14 protein-coding genes and 1 other annotated feature are annotated in these 14,845 nt (G+C 33.6%); of the genes, 1 reads left to right on the forward strand and 13 read right to left on the reverse strand.

The window, feature by feature from the left end; genetic code table 11:
* Positions 1 to 89 precede the first annotated feature (89 nt).
* The 6 genes from D4A81_RS06450 to D4A81_RS06475 form a co-directional block, all read right to left on the reverse strand.
* Complete coding sequence (locus tag D4A81_RS06450) at positions 90 to 2,579, reverse strand: ATP-dependent Clp protease ATP-binding subunit (protein WP_111524832.1); 2,490 nt, start codon at positions 2,577 to 2,579, stop codon at positions 90 to 92.
* Between the two features lie 12 nt (positions 2,580 to 2,591).
* Positions 2,592 to 3,623 (reverse strand): ATP--guanido phosphotransferase, encoded by a 1,032-nt coding sequence (locus D4A81_RS06455; RefSeq protein ID WP_111524892.1) that lies wholly within the window; start codon positions 3,621 to 3,623, stop codon positions 2,592 to 2,594.
* Entirely contained in the window at positions 3,613 to 4,182 is a 570-nt protein-coding gene (locus D4A81_RS06460) for a UvrB/UvrC motif-containing protein (RefSeq protein WP_111524831.1), read from the reverse strand. Before D4A81_RS06460 ends, D4A81_RS06455 begins: the two co-directional genes overlap by 11 nt.
* A gap of 8 nt (positions 4,183 to 4,190) precedes the next feature.
* On the reverse strand, positions 4,191 to 4,580 hold the full coding sequence (locus D4A81_RS06465; RefSeq protein WP_111524830.1) for a GntR family transcriptional regulator: 390 nt from the start codon (positions 4,578 to 4,580) through the stop codon (positions 4,191 to 4,193).
* A gap of 566 nt (positions 4,581 to 5,146) precedes the next feature.
* A complete protein-coding gene (locus D4A81_RS06470) occupies positions 5,147 to 5,578 on the reverse strand; it encodes an HIT family protein (protein ID WP_111524829.1) in 432 nt (143 codons plus the stop codon).
* Between the two features lie 24 nt (positions 5,579 to 5,602).
* Positions 5,603 to 6,901, reverse strand: a complete 1,299-nt coding sequence (locus tag D4A81_RS06475; protein WP_111524828.1) for a dihydroorotase — start codon at positions 6,899 to 6,901, stop codon at positions 5,603 to 5,605.
* A gap of 178 nt (positions 6,902 to 7,079) precedes the next feature.
* Here D4A81_RS06475 and D4A81_RS06480 point away from each other — a divergent pair, with 178 nt between their 5' ends.
* Complete coding sequence (locus D4A81_RS06480; protein WP_111526134.1) at positions 7,080 to 8,654, forward strand: IS1182 family transposase; 1,575 nt, start codon at positions 7,080 to 7,082, stop codon at positions 8,652 to 8,654.
* Between the two features lie 142 nt (positions 8,655 to 8,796).
* On the opposite strand, the gene rplL is transcribed toward D4A81_RS06480, so the two are convergent.
* The 7 genes from rplL to D4A81_RS06515 form a co-directional block, all read right to left on the reverse strand.
* Entirely contained in the window at positions 8,797 to 9,171 is a 375-nt protein-coding gene (gene rplL, locus D4A81_RS06485; RefSeq protein WP_111524163.1) for a 50S ribosomal protein L7/L12, read from the reverse strand.
* A 26-nt stretch (positions 9,172 to 9,197) separates the two neighbouring features.
* The gene (gene rplJ / locus D4A81_RS06490) at positions 9,198 to 9,686 is read right to left on the reverse strand and encodes a 50S ribosomal protein L10 (protein ID WP_111524164.1); all 489 of its coding nucleotides are present in this window, start codon (positions 9,684 to 9,686) and stop codon (positions 9,198 to 9,200) included.
* 48 nt (positions 9,687 to 9,734) lie between these two features.
* Positions 9,735 to 9,865, reverse strand: a sequence feature (ribosomal protein L10 leader region).
* 65 nt (positions 9,866 to 9,930) lie between these two features.
* Positions 9,931 to 10,926, reverse strand: coding sequence for a VanZ family protein (locus D4A81_RS06495; RefSeq protein WP_242977574.1), 996 nt, complete (start codon positions 10,924 to 10,926; stop codon positions 9,931 to 9,933).
* Between the two features lie 84 nt (positions 10,927 to 11,010).
* Positions 11,011 to 11,802 carry a TraX family protein gene (locus D4A81_RS06500; protein ID WP_111524165.1) on the reverse strand — a complete coding sequence of 264 codons (792 nt, stop codon included), beginning with the start codon at positions 11,800 to 11,802 and terminating at the stop codon, positions 11,011 to 11,013.
* An 18-nt stretch (positions 11,803 to 11,820) separates the two neighbouring features.
* Positions 11,821 to 12,453 carry a DUF421 domain-containing protein gene (locus tag D4A81_RS06505; RefSeq protein WP_111524166.1) on the reverse strand — a complete coding sequence of 211 codons (633 nt, stop codon included), beginning with the start codon at positions 12,451 to 12,453 and terminating at the stop codon, positions 11,821 to 11,823.
* Positions 12,454 to 12,698: 245 nt separating this feature from the next.
* Positions 12,699 to 13,358: a hypothetical protein gene (locus D4A81_RS06510; protein WP_111524167.1), complete on the reverse strand. Its 660-nt coding sequence runs from the start codon at positions 13,356 to 13,358 to the stop codon at positions 12,699 to 12,701.
* A gap of 190 nt (positions 13,359 to 13,548) precedes the next feature.
* Positions 13,549 to 14,844, reverse strand: a complete 1,296-nt coding sequence (locus D4A81_RS06515) for a sensor histidine kinase (RefSeq protein ID WP_111524168.1) — start codon at positions 14,842 to 14,844, stop codon at positions 13,549 to 13,551.
* Position 14,845 lies beyond the last annotated feature (1 nt).

The raw sequence follows: 14,845 nt of genomic DNA on the forward strand, positions 1-14,845 counted from the left end.
ATCTTTTTATTTTTAATTTTTTTATAATTTTATTAAATATAAAAGAGCTGACTAATAAATGTACTACAAATATCAGTCAGCTCTAATAATTATTGTGATACCAGCTCTTTTGCTTTAGTTTTATTTACCATTGGTTTAAATATAAGTTCTCTATCCTTATCCTCGCCCTTGCAATCCACCTTTATATGGTCTCCAAGCTTTACATTACCCATAAGTATCTGCTCTGCCATCTTATCTTCAATCTCATTTTGTAGGGCTCTCTTTAGCGGTCTTGCACCATACTTTTTGTCATAACCCTTGTCAATAAGAAATTCCTTTGCCTTTTCAGTTAATCTTATGCTCATTTGCATCTGCTCAGAGAGTCTATTATTGATTTCTTTGAGCAAAATATCAAGGATCTCTTTAAGATTTTCGCGTGTAAGCTGATGGAATACTATAGTTTCATCAATTCTATTGAGAAATTCAGGTTTGAACATCTGCTTTACTTCATCCATAACATTATTCTTCATAGCAGAATAGTCTTTTTCATCATCAGAACTTGAAGCGAATCCAAGATGTTTTGGCTCAACAATTCTTTGTGCTCCGGCATTTGAAGTAAGTATAATAACAGTATTCTTAAAATCTACAACTCTTCCGCTTGAATCAGTAATATGCCCATCATCAAGCACCTGTAGCAGTATATTAAATACATCAGGATGTGCCTTTTCAATCTCATCAAAGAGTATCACAGAATATGGATTTCTGCGTACTTTTTCAGATAGTTGGCCACCCTCATCATATCCTACATATCCTGGAGGCGAACCTACCATCTTTGAAACAGAATGCTTCTCCATATATTCACTCATATCTACGCGAATAAGGGCACTTTCAGATCCGAACATACTATAGGCAAGGGCCTTTGACAACTCAGTCTTTCCGACACCTGTAGGTCCTAAGAAGAGGAATGAACCTATAGGTCTTTTTGGATCCTTTAGTCCAACTCTACCCCTTCTTATCGCTCTTGCGACGGCATTTACCGCCTCTTCTTGTCCTACAACTCTCTCATGTAATACTTTTTCAAGATTATTAAGTTTTTGAGAATCATTTTCTGTTATTTTCTTTACAGGAATCTTTGTCCAAAGAGCAACAACATCAGCAATTTCATCCTCATCCACTACAAGCTTTTTATTTTTCTTATCCTCAATCCATCTTTCTCTAAGTTTGTTTTGCTTTTCTCTAAGTTTTTCCTGCTTCTCTTTGATTTCCCCGGCTCTTTCAAACTCTTCAGCACCTACAGCCTCTTCTTTTTCCTTTTCCATCTTTTCTATTTCAGCTTTTATTTCTTTGATCTTATCAGGTTCCATATAATTGCTTATTCTGGTCTTTGAAGCAGCTTCATCTACTAAATCAATAGCCTTATCCGGTAAAAATCTATCTGAAATATATCTCTTTGATAGTTTTACAGCACTCTCTATTGCTCTGTCAGTTATAGAAACAGCATGATGCTCCTCATACTTATGCTTCAGTCCAAGAAGTATCTTAGTAGCATCCTCCAAAGACGGTTCCTCAACTATTATAGATTGAAATCTTCTCTCCAATGCTGAGTCCTTCTCTATATGCTTTCTATATTCATCTATAGTTGTAGCACCAATCAGCTGCAATTCACCTCTAGCAAGCAAAGGCTTTAGAATATTTGAAGCATCTACTGCACCCTCTGCACCTCCTGCACCTATAATGGTATGAAGCTCATCAAGGAAAAGTAATACATTACCGGCATTCACTACTTCATTTATTACCTTTTTAATTCTTTCCTCAAATTCACCACGGTACTTTGATCCTGCAATCATTGCCGGTAAATCAAGAGTTACCAATCTTTTATCAAGCAATGTATCAGGCACCTCTTTTGAAATAATGCGTGATGCAAGTCCCTCAACTACTGCAGTCTTACCAACTCCGGGTTCACCTATAAGTACCGGATTATTCTTGGTTCTTCTGGATAGTATCTGCATTACTCTGTTGGTTTCATCATCTCTACCAATAACAGGATCAAGCTTACCTATTCTTGCAAACTCTGTCAAATCTCTGGAATACTTATCTAGAGTAGGAGTAGAAAAATTATTTTGTTTTGTATAACTTCTCTCATAATTTTCTTTTCGCTCTATTTCTTCCCCCATTGCTGAGAGTATTTCCATATAAATCCTTTGAATATTTATATTCATAGTCAAAAGAAGTTTATGTGCTATACATGCACTGTCCTTTATTATTGCTATAAGTATATGCTCTGTACCTATAAGAGCAGACTTATATCTTGTGGCCTCTCTATATGCATTTTGTAATACACCTATTGCAAGTGGAGAATAGTTCTGCTTACCCTCTACTGCCACATTATAATTTGATACTATCAGTTGATCTATTAAGTTTAATATCTTTTCTTCTGTTATTCCATTATTCTCAAGTATTTTTGCAGCTACTCCACTTCCTTCTTGTACAAGACCAAGAAGGAGATGTTCGGTGCCGACATAGTTTTGCGATAATTCTTTAGCAGCCATTTCAGCATACTTTATCGCCTCCTTTGCTTGAGATGTATATCTTTCAGCCATTGCTTTTCCTTTCTATTTTAAATCTCCTATATTCTCTCTTATATATTCTGCCCTTATTTCATCAATTTCATCTTCATTTAATGGTCTTCCTGTCATTTTTAAAAGATTTGATGACTGTGCACCAATCATCAGTGCATATATTTTACTTTCATTTGTAAGCTCTATTAATCCGTCTGCAGTACCCATCATAAGAGAACTCAAAAAACTGAGTGCATCCTTTAGTGATAACTTTCTGGCATATTTTAAAACTCCATATGATTTATATGCCTCATCCTGTTTTTCCAATCTTTTTTCATTTATTAGAGATTCTCTAAGTTTTCCTTCATTTGCATTAAGTTGATTAGCAACCTTTATTACAGTATCTACTATTTCTTTTTCAGATATACCCAGAGTTTTTGGATTACTGATTTCAAACAATGAACCAAAATTTTCTCTGCCTTCACCATGCAATCCTCTTATGGATACCCCAAATCTTCCAACATTTGAAACAAGCTTTGAAAAACCTTTACTATGTGTAGATGCAGGCAAATGAAGTACTATAGCGGCTCTCAAGCCTGTTCCTATATTTGTTGGATATGTTGTCAAATATCCATACTTTTCATTAAAGGCATACTCAAAATGTTCATTTATATAATCATCAATCTTATTTGCCCTCTCAAGCAAATCATACAATGTAATTCCTACTGAAAGTGTTTGCAAACGAATATGATCATCTCCATTTATTACTACACTGATATCTTCATCATCACTTAATATAATACCTGTAGGTGTTTTTTTCTTTGCCAATGTCATATTTAAAATTTTTCTATCATACATTGACATTCTATCTATTTCAGAAACTCTATCCAGTATTTTTGCACTTGTATGAATACCCAAATCAGTAGACATATTTGACAATTCAAAAATTGTATTGTCAACTAGCTGCCCTGCTTGAGCATCTGAGAGTTTATCCGGAAATAATGCATCATCAAAGTTTCTTGCAAGTCTTATTCTACTACTTATATAATTATAATCTGTCTTCAAAGATACATTATCATACCACATCTTCATTGTCCTCTTTGATTGTTTTTATCCTGTCTCTAAGTATAGCCGCTTGGGCAAAATCTTCTTTTTTGATAGCGTCTTCCAATTTATGTCTTAAGTTTTCTATTTTTATCTCCTCGTCACTAAAAATACTGTCTATACTCTCAGCAACTACTGTCCTTGGAAGTATCTTATGATTTTTATTGTAATTCTTTGGCTTCTTACCTACATGTGTATCATTTCCATGAATTTGCTTGATATTATCGTTTATCAACAAATTAAAAACTTCAAAACAGTCCTTACATCCAAACATTGAATTTTTTATAAAATCATCATAACTTGTGTTACATGTAGGACATACTATTTGCCTATATTCTTTATTCTCATCCTTCTCAAAGACATCTCCAAGTAAACCTGACAATAACTTAGAAAAGCTAAAGTCTTTGTCAAATATACTTGAATATTGATCAATATCCTTGGCACATTGTGAACATAGATGATGCTCATTCTTTTGGTCGCCATCTATTATCTCAGTGTAAAAGACATTTGCCTCTCTTATTTTACATTTCTCACATAACATCTTTGCTACTATATCTCCTCAATTTCTTGTACTTCAAACTCATTATACAACTCATCTATCAATTCATGTGCTTCATCTCTTGTTACACCATTGCATATACCTCTTGCTACTACCACTCCAAATTCTTTTCGCATGCTATCTAGTACTCTAAGTTTGTCTGCATCTATTTTTATCACTGCACCTTTTCTTCTATCAAGTTGTACAAAGCCTTCTCTCTTCAATGTAGCATAGGCCTTATTCACAGTATGCATATTTATGCCTATTTCTTCTGCAAGCTGTCTTACTGATGGCAATAAATCTCCCTCATGGTATTTGTTTGTTGCAATTCCAACTATAATTTGATTGCAAAGCTGTACATATATAGCCTCTTCACTATGAAAATCTATGATTACATCCATACTTACACTCCAAAATAATATAAAATTTGTCTGCTTTATGCTCTATATATCTCATATTTAATAAATAAAAATGAAATAACTATTCAAGTCAGTTATAAATGTTATAGTGATAGTATAACACAATAGGATTCTAAAAACAATATTTTATAACTTTGGCCATTCATTTTAAAATTCAAGCTTACCTGTTATTCTTATCTTAATCCTTGTTTTATATATATTAAACAACATTTTTTATACTAAAAGTTGGATATAATTTTCATTTTTATTTTTATTAAGTTGAATCGCATAAAATTATTTATATTATACACTTATTTATATAACTATTATAACTTAAATTCATAAAATATTAATTTTTTTACTATTGCATATATTTGTCTATTATGCTATCATAATACACGTAGTTGAGAGTTTTCTTGCGTTGACCTCTCACTACAAAATGTGCATTATGCACTCCTATATCACTCTAACAGGGAAACAGCAGCCGTTCGGCTGCTGTTTCTCGTTGTATAAAAATAGACTTCTATTACAAACTATATCTTGCAATAAAAGTCTATCTAAAAATCATATTATTTTGAAATATTCAATTCTCTTCTAAGTATCTTTGCTATTTCCTCATAATCATTTTCTGACAGATACTTCTTGTCAGGATTCATAGTAAAAGTGGAATCCCATTCATCCCCACCTTTATATTTGGGTACTATATGCATATGTAAATGACAACTTGTATCTCCATACATACCATAATTAACTTTACTTGGTGAAAAAATTTTATGTATAGCCTTTGCTATCTTATTTGCATCAAAAAAGAACCGGTTTCTTTCTTCATCAGAAATATCGACAATCTCACTTACATGATCCTCATAAGCCAGAATGACTCTTCCCATCTTGGTCTGTTCCTTAAATATGTATAAATATCCACTGTCCATTTTACCTACCGGATATCCAAACTTATCAAGCAAATCTCCTTGCGTACAATAAGCACAATTATTATCTTTCATATATTCTCCTTATGTAGAGCTATTTTACTCCACATTTTCATAAACAACATTACCCTTGCAAATCGTATAAACGATCTTTCCTTGTAATGTTTCACCCAACCATGGTGAGTTGCAAGATTTGCTTTCGCTCTTATCATATTTCCACTCTTTATTTATATCAAACACCACAATATCTGCAATTTCATCCTCTCTTAGAACTCCTCTATCCATATTGTATAGTCTTGCAGGCTGATAGCTCATTTTATTTACCAAATCAAGGAGTGAAAGATACCCTGGTTTTACCAGATTCATAAATCCTAATGAAAAGCTGGTCTCAAGTCCTATTATTCCACTTGGTGCATTTACAAAATCCTTATTTTTTTCTTCAACACTGTGTGGTGCATGATCTGTAGCAATAATATCAATAGAACCATCTTTCAGTCCTTCTATAATTGCCATTCTATCCTCTTCTTCTCTAAGCGGAGGATTCATCTTTGCCAATGTACCATATTTTATAACATCTTTATCAATGAGTGAAAAATGATGTGGTGTTGCCTCTGCAAATACACGGGCTCCGGCTTTTTTTGCCTTTCGTACAAGCTCAACGCTTTCCTTTGCACTTATATGCTGGATACTTATGGTTGCACCTGTCTCTCTCGCAAGTTTACAATCCCTCTCAACCATTGATATCTCCGCCTGTCTATCTGAACCAAAAATATGCATCTTATCTGATGAATAACCATGATTTATTCCATTTTCTTTAATAAATTGTGGATCTTCTTCATGGAATGAAAGCGGCATTTTTATATTCCTTGCATATTTCATAGCTTCCCTTGCTAAGTTTCCGTCTAGGAGTGGTCTGCCATCATCTGTAAAACCTATAGCACCGGCTTCTCTAAGCTCATTTAATTCAGCAAGTTCCTCTCCTTTCATACCTTTAGTAATGCAGGCACATGTCAAAACATTGATAGGAGTATTCCTTCCTTTTTTTAACACTTCAAATATTAATTCGGGAGTATCAATAGGTGGTTTTGTATTTGCCATAGCAACTATTGTGGTAAAACCTCCCTTTGCCGCAGCCATTGCACCACTTGCTATATCTTCTTTATACTCAAATCCAGGCTCTCTAAGATGTACATGTACATCTACAAATCCAGGAGCCGCACAAAGACCGGTGCAATCATATACTTTCAACCTTTCTCCATTTGCTCTTGCCATCAATGTAGCATCTAAATATAACTCTCTACCTGTTTTTATAATCTTTCCCTCTGATATCAGTATATCCCTTATATCATCAGTCCTTGTACAAGGATCTAACAATCTAACATTTTTTAACATTATCATATAAATATATTCCTTTCTAAATACTTATATCGGGCTATATTATATCATATAAACGATTTTGTTGGAAATTTTATATATAAAAAGGTATTAAAAAAGGGGCTGTGAAATAAGTCCCTAAAAGAAATAGGACCATCCGCTCATGCGAAAGGTCCTATTTTTGTGGTAAAATTAACTTGCAATGAAAAATTTACCCAACACTTATTGTAATTCAAAACAAGGATATTTACCACTGTTTTTTTCAGATTGTTTGGATCTGCTGGATCCTGTTTTAACATTTGACAGATTGATAGGAGGAATCGATTTAAACAAGTATCTGACGGATATTCCGGAGTACATAACCGGACGACGCAGATATAATCCGGTCAACATGTTAAAAACAGTACTTTTCGGATTTATGACTAGCGGTTACTGCTCTCTGAGAAAACTGGAAGACAACTGCAAAGTTAATATCAGGTTCATGTATCTCATGGATAACCGGACTCCATCATACAGAACCTTTGGATATTTCATCAATAAAATACTTAAAGATAAGATTGAAAACATTTTTAACGATATCAATCATGCTATCTTTAACGAGGAGCATGTAGATCTGCAACATCTCTACATCGACGGCTCCAAGTTTGAAGCAAACGCAAACAAGTATACCTGGGTATGGAAGAAGGCTACGGAAAAGTTCCGTTACAAGCTTTACGAAAAAATCACTGCGGAAATTGATGAAATTAATGCAGAAATCGCATGGAGTGGGGTGCAGATCACAACAAACACAGAGTATGTACCGGATTATCTGAATGAAATTGTTGAGCAGCTAGTACTTTTATGGGAGCTGGATACAAGTACATTTGTTTACGGAAGCGGAAAGCGAAAATCCAAAGAACAGCGTCATTATGAACACTTGACTACGTTCTGTCATAAACTTCAAGAATACATACAAAAAATTGAAATCAGTGGTACTGACCGAAACAGTTACTCTAAAACAGATACATCAGCTACCTTTATGCGTATCAAAACAGATTACATGGGCAATGATCAGCTTCTGCCGGCATATAATGTACAGATTGGTGTAGCAGATGAATATATTGCAGTTGTTGACGTGAACCATTATCGTTCGGATATGGATTGTTTCGTTCCTTTGATGGAGCACTTCAAACAAACTTATGGATTCTATCCCAAATATCCTGTGGCAGATGCCGGATATGGCTCATACAACAATTATATTTTCTGTGAACAGAACGGAATTGAAAAGTATATGAAATTTCCAATGTTTAAAAAGGAAACTAAGGATCGGAAATATCATGAAGATCCATTTCGTGCAGTTAACTTCAGAATCGATGAGCAAGGAGTCATGAGATGTCCTAACGATAAAGCATTCCATTTTTTATGCAGAAAAGATGTGAGGGGAAATCAGTACGGACGCAAGGAAGAACTGTATGAATGTGAAGACTGTAGCGGATGTCCATATGCAAAGAAATGTAAGAAGACAGATAAGAATCGAACCGTTAGGATCAATCAGGAACTAACTTCCATGCACCGGGAAGTAATCGAAAACCTGGAAAGTATCCACGGTGCGTTATTACGAATGAACCGTTCGATACAAGCAGAAGGTACTTTCGGAATTATGAAAAGCGACCGTTGGTACAAGAGAATTGTCAGAAGAGGTATTCATTCAGTCAAACTGGAAGTTTTACTCGTGGCGATAGGCCATAATTTATATAAATATCAGAAAAAAAAGACAAGAAACAGAACTTCCGCATAGATTCAAAAAAGAATTTCTATGGGGTAGGGGGAGTGCGCTTTTTTTGCGTATGATTTCAGTCATTTATACACAATAATTGCAAAAAGGGAGATGCGAAAAAACTCAATAGAGTTTTTTCACATCCCCCAAAATTTCATTTAGATTACTTAAGAGCAACCTGTGCTCCAACTTCTTCAAGCTGCTTCTTGATAGCCTCAGCCTCATCCTTAGAAACTTCTGCCTTAAGAACCTTAGGAGCTCCATCAACAAGATCCTTTGCTTCCTTAAGTCCAAGTCCTGTAACCTCACGAACAACTTTGATAACCTTAACTTTCTGATCACCTGCTGCTGTAAGTTCTACATCGAACTCTGTCTTCTCTTCAGCTGCTGCTGCACCTGCACCTGCTGCTGCTACTACAACGCCAGCTGCTGCTGATACGCCAAACTCTTCCTCACAAGCCTTTACAAGCTCATTTAATTCAAGAACTGATAATTCCTTTATTGCATCGATAAACTCTGCAGTTGTTAACTTTGCCATTTAATAATCCTCCATTATTTGTTTATTTACGCTTCTTTGCTTTCAGCGATCTGATTAAGCACACGAGCGAAGTTTGTAATAGGTGACTGGATACTTCCAAGAAGTCTTCCGATCAACTCGTCTCTTGATGGTATTGTAGCTATAACTTTTATACCATCCTGGTCATATGTTACACCGTCTACTACTCCTGCCTTTAATTCAAGCTTTGGAGCAGTCTTAGAGAAATTGTAAAGTATTCTAGCCGGAACAGTTGCATCTTCCTTTGAAACTGCAAGTGCTGTAGGTCCCTCAAGTGAGCTATCTAATGTCTCAAATGGAGTACCCTGAGCAGCTAAACGAATCATTGTGTTCTTATAAACCTTATAAGTTACACCTGCTTCTCTAAGTTCTTTACGAAGCTTTGTATCCTGGTCAGCAGTAAGACCACGGTAGTCAACGACTACAGCTGCTTGTGCACCGTCTAAAAGCTCAGCAATTTCCTTAACTATAGGCTGTTTTAATTCGATTTTTGCCATTTTTAACCTCCTTTATAGTTTCAGTAAAACCCGTAAAAGCAATAAGTGTAATCTATTTAAAAAACTCCCTGACATGCAGACAGAGAGTGAGAATACATCAACGTACTTAGTCACTTCCTCGGTAGGCATTGCTTTAAGCCAAAGGCACCTACTGTCTACGGTCGTTTTACCTTGGCTAGGATACCAAATAAGAAAATATTTGTCAAGCGATTTTTCAATTTTTATTATTTTTATATCATTACCTTTATCTTCTGACTGTACTTTTATAAACAGTACCTGATAAAACATCAAACAGTAGACACTTGTTAAATACTACTGTCAAAATTGTAATTAATCCGAATAATATATAAATTAAAAATGTTATTGCAAACATAATTAAAAATAACAGTGATTCAGCGCTTTTATTAAACTCGTTTGTTAAATACAATAATCCTGAAGGTATCAGTAAAAAATAAACTGTTAAAAACAGACCTCTTAAAACAGTTCTAAACCACTTTAAATTTTCAAATACTATTCCAAACTTTAAAAGTGCACTTCCAATTGTTTTTCCGTTAAATAAAGGTATTAAACTGAAGTATAGGGCTGTAAAAACAAAAAACGGTATTTTTGTTTTTAACAAAATATACGGAATATACATTATCAGCATATCAATCATTAATGACAGGCAAACACGAATTTGTGAAACTCTCAAACCGTCCTGCATTGCTTTTTCATCTATTTCCTCTCTTGATGGCAGCAAACGCACAGCAAACCATCCGATAAAATATCCAAGTCCTCCTCCTATAGTGTTTTGAATAATATCATCAATATCGGCTAATCTGTAAGGACCTGGATATATAAAGTATAGTCCGGATAATTGAGTCATTTCAAAAAATAAACTCAAAAATAGTGTAAACAATATTGTCTTTTTAAAATTACATTTAAAATAATAGCGTAAATATATTCCAAAAGGAATCAACATGGCGATATTAAATACCGGAACATAGAAAGTAGGGCGTTTCAATGATTTGATCCATGTTTTGGGATTGTATAAAACAAAAGGATTTTTTCTGATAAAGTCTCTTACGAAAGTAAAAGGTACAATATTTATCATTTCCTTATATCCCGAATGAATATGTTTCGGATTCGGCAAAGGTAAAATTACTAAGAAATATACACTTAACAGATATAAAACAAATGAATACAAAATAAAAGTTCTCAATCTGTTAACAGAGCCATATTTTCTGTAATTAAAAATCATGTACGGCAACGTGATAAAAAAGCAATAAACGGAAAAATTATAAATGCAACTTTTATTGAACTTAAATAACTCATAGATAGTACCCTAATGAAGTAAGCTTGCTAATATATATAATATATAAATATGTACAGGATAGAATATATAGAAGAAATTTTTATCTCCTCTTCCCTTCTCTCCATTATAAAAATATAGCGGAATAATTGCAAATACCATCATCCACTGTATACTTGAAGGATTGGTATAAAACGAAAGAACACTTATAAGTATTAATACTAAAAATTGTATTTTTCTCTTTGTTCTGAAAATATAAAAAATAAAACCAAGCATAACCGTAGAAATTCCGCCTTCTGCGGTAAATAAATTTGGAATCATTAACATTATAAATGCAAATACTCTCGTAAGTTCAGGTGATATTTTACCATCACCAAACATCATACCTAAAAACAACATAGGTGTTGATAATATAACAGGTAAAATTATAATTCCAAGTCCAATGAAAAATGTTTTAATTGATTTTTCTTTAATGGAAGCTACTATATTATCCCATCCGCTATCAAGAATTGCCACAACTAAAAACGTAGCGAATGCATTATTAGATAGCACCACCTGTCCGTTTTCAAACATATTCCCAACAATAAGTTTTCCTATATTCATAATCCATGTCATAAACAGCAGTCTGATTATTAACTTTTTTCTGCTATGAGTATAATGAAAACTGTCGGCAAATAAAAATAACAGAATGGGAAAAACAGGGCGACCGAAAATTGAAAGCCATCCCGGAGCTCCCAATTCAAAAAACATCTGATGTATATGATCTAAAAACATCAATACAATTGCAAAATATTTTAATTTGGTGGAATCTATATAAGACTTCATATGCTCTCCGTAAACCTTTTATTTGTCAATTGTAAGTATTAGAGAATTATTAACATATTCTCCTAAAAATACATCACTGTATTTTTCTATACCTTGCTTTTTCAGCTCTTCAAGAAGCCAATCCTCGTCCTTACCTATTACCTCGAGTATATCAGATTGTACCTGACCGTCTGTAATAACAGGGAACTTAGGGTTTTCCTCACCTGACTGAATTAAAATCAATTGTCCGTTTTGCTCAAGTACGGCCCTCTTTACATCCTTTGTTGAATAAATTCTGTTTGTACGCAATTTAAAAGAAACATCATGAGCGGATAAGCCTGCCTTTTTACAATTTTCAACAATTATTTTTCCGCCATCTATTATTGTTAAGGCCTTACCGTCTATTAACTGTTTAGCCTTTACATTATGTGTCTTTATCCATTTTAAGCCCAGCACCAGAATGCACCATATACATAATATTGCAATAAAATCAAGTATACGTACACTGCTGTTATATATAACACCACCGATAATGCCACCAAGCACATAATTTACAATCTGGTCACTTGCTGATGAAGGTGCCAAGTTACCCTTACCTGATATGTTTATTATTATTACCAATGCAAAAAAGCCTATTAAAAGCTTTATTGCAACCAATAAAAATGCATTCATAAAACCTCCTATTTAAATTAATTCATGGCGATTTATTATATTATATAAATTTATTTAAATCAATTATAAAATCAAACACTTCAAGTTATTATAAGCCATAAATGATAAAGTCCTAGTATACCACAAATAAAAATGTCCCACTTATGGTATAATAATAATTTATACATTCTACCAGACAGGAGGTAATTTATAAACAAAACAGAGCTACTGTTAATTTATTAATTTTAACAACAGCTCTACTTAAACTAGCTTGCATTAGTACACAAGCATGCATTTATTATCTTACCATTGTGAACTTCCAATATAATACTCTCACCTTGGTCCAGTCTCTGCAATCTCATTTCAACAGCACTCTTAAAAACATCCTTAGAGACCTTTGTATCACCATCTCCTGTACGCAAATATAGAGAACTACCATCCTCTATTCCTACCCAGTCTTCAGTATATCCAAGATTTTCATTAGTTGCTGCCCTATATATATATCCACCAATATGTAAGACATCACCATCCCACTCAAGAATATTTACAGATCCGGAATTAAAATAAAAACGGAACTTGCCTGTTAAGCCCACAAGATTATTGGTATTTCTCATCCAAGCACCGGTATAGCTTACATAGTAACCGTCGGGAGTTGTCCTGCTTGTATACATAGCACCGTCACTTCCTAAGTAATAATCACCTACCCATTGGTTTGACACCATATAGCCGTCGTCATTAAAATAATACCATTTTGAATCATAACAATCAGGATCATAATCATAAAACCAGGCATTTCTATAGTACCCGCCATTGTCTAAGCTATACCACCAGCCTACACTATCCCTTTGCCAACCGCCGGCATATACACAGGTGCTACCAAGAGCAGTCAAACCTAGAAGTAATGGTGCAAAAAATAATTTCTTCATACAAACCTCCTTTAAACATATAATAAATTTTATATACTAAAGTTAGCATTAAATATTAAAAAAATATAGTATTCATCGAATACTCTTTTACTAAAATCCAAAATATTATTCATTAGATAATACTTTTTATAAATATTTTAAAGTTATGCTGTCTAAAAATAGTATATCCAGTTTGTATTATCTTCTTTAATTATTTACTTTCTTTATCAGTTGTACGATTACCGTCATTATTTGCATTAGCTACCATATTAAAATATATATTAAAATATATAATATTATTCTTATATGATACATGAATCTTACCCTTATGTCTGTTTATAATATTTCTCGCAATAGAAAGTCCCACTCCATAGCCCGAAATACTGCTGTTATGTGATTTATCTTCTCTATAAAATCTTTCAAAAAACTTTGAATAATCTGTATTCCTACCCTCTTTATATGTATTATACACCACAAGCTTGGCTTTTTTGAATGTTAACCCCTGTTGTAGCATTCTTACACCAATAATCCCACCTTCATCACAATATTTATTTGCATTATCGATTAGAATATTGACCAGCTCATATATAGCACTCTGATCTCCGGATATATATATATCCTTTTGGACATCTGATTCAAAATTTTTACCGCCCTTTATTGCCAATGATTTAAAGGACTTTGAGGATTTTTCCACTATATCTGAAAAATTGATATTTACAGCCGCTACACTCGTCTGTTCCTCAAATCTTGCAAGTACGACCAACCTATTTATAAGTTCAGTCAAACGCTGTATCTGTTCCTTTGTACTTTGCGTCCATTCATTTTCTCCGGTAAGCATCTCTGCCAACTCGTTATTAGCAGAAATTATAGCAATAGGAGTCTTTAGCTCATGACTTGCATTAGTAATAAAAGCTCTCTGATTCCTATAGTTTTCCATAAATGGCATCATTACCTTACCTGAAAAAATAATAAATATTACTATGAAAAAAATTAAATTTGAAAAGAAAATAAATACCGATGTCTCAATCAAATCATCCCTATCCTCAGAATATCTGGTAATATCCAGTACAACTATAAGCTTACTCTCATCAACCTCATCAAAATTAAGCTTATACGCAAGCTTTTGTCCATCAGTAGTTGTAAAGTTCCCATAGGTTTTACCTCCCGATAGTATTTTCTTTACATAAAATACAACATCTGTATCTGATAGATTTGCAATATGTTCAGTATTCATAGTTATTACTTTATCGCTACTGTCTACCTGTACACTAAAATATCTGTATTGATAGATATTATCTGAATTAGTCTTTTTGCCAAGAATCTTTTCGATAGTTTCTTCTTTGGGAAGAACTCCGTTGTTATCAGATAATAAATCTAATATTTTATTTATTCTCTTTTCACTTACTGCATACTTTGAAGCATTTAAAACGCCTATTACTGAAATAAGCATTATAATAACTGCCACAGTAGCAACTAAAATGAATTGTATACGAAGCCTTCTAAACAAA

It is taken from the genome of Lachnoanaerobaculum umeaense (assembly GCF_003589745.1).
Classification (GTDB): Bacteria; Bacillota; Clostridia; order Lachnospirales; family Lachnospiraceae; genus Lachnoanaerobaculum; species Lachnoanaerobaculum umeaense.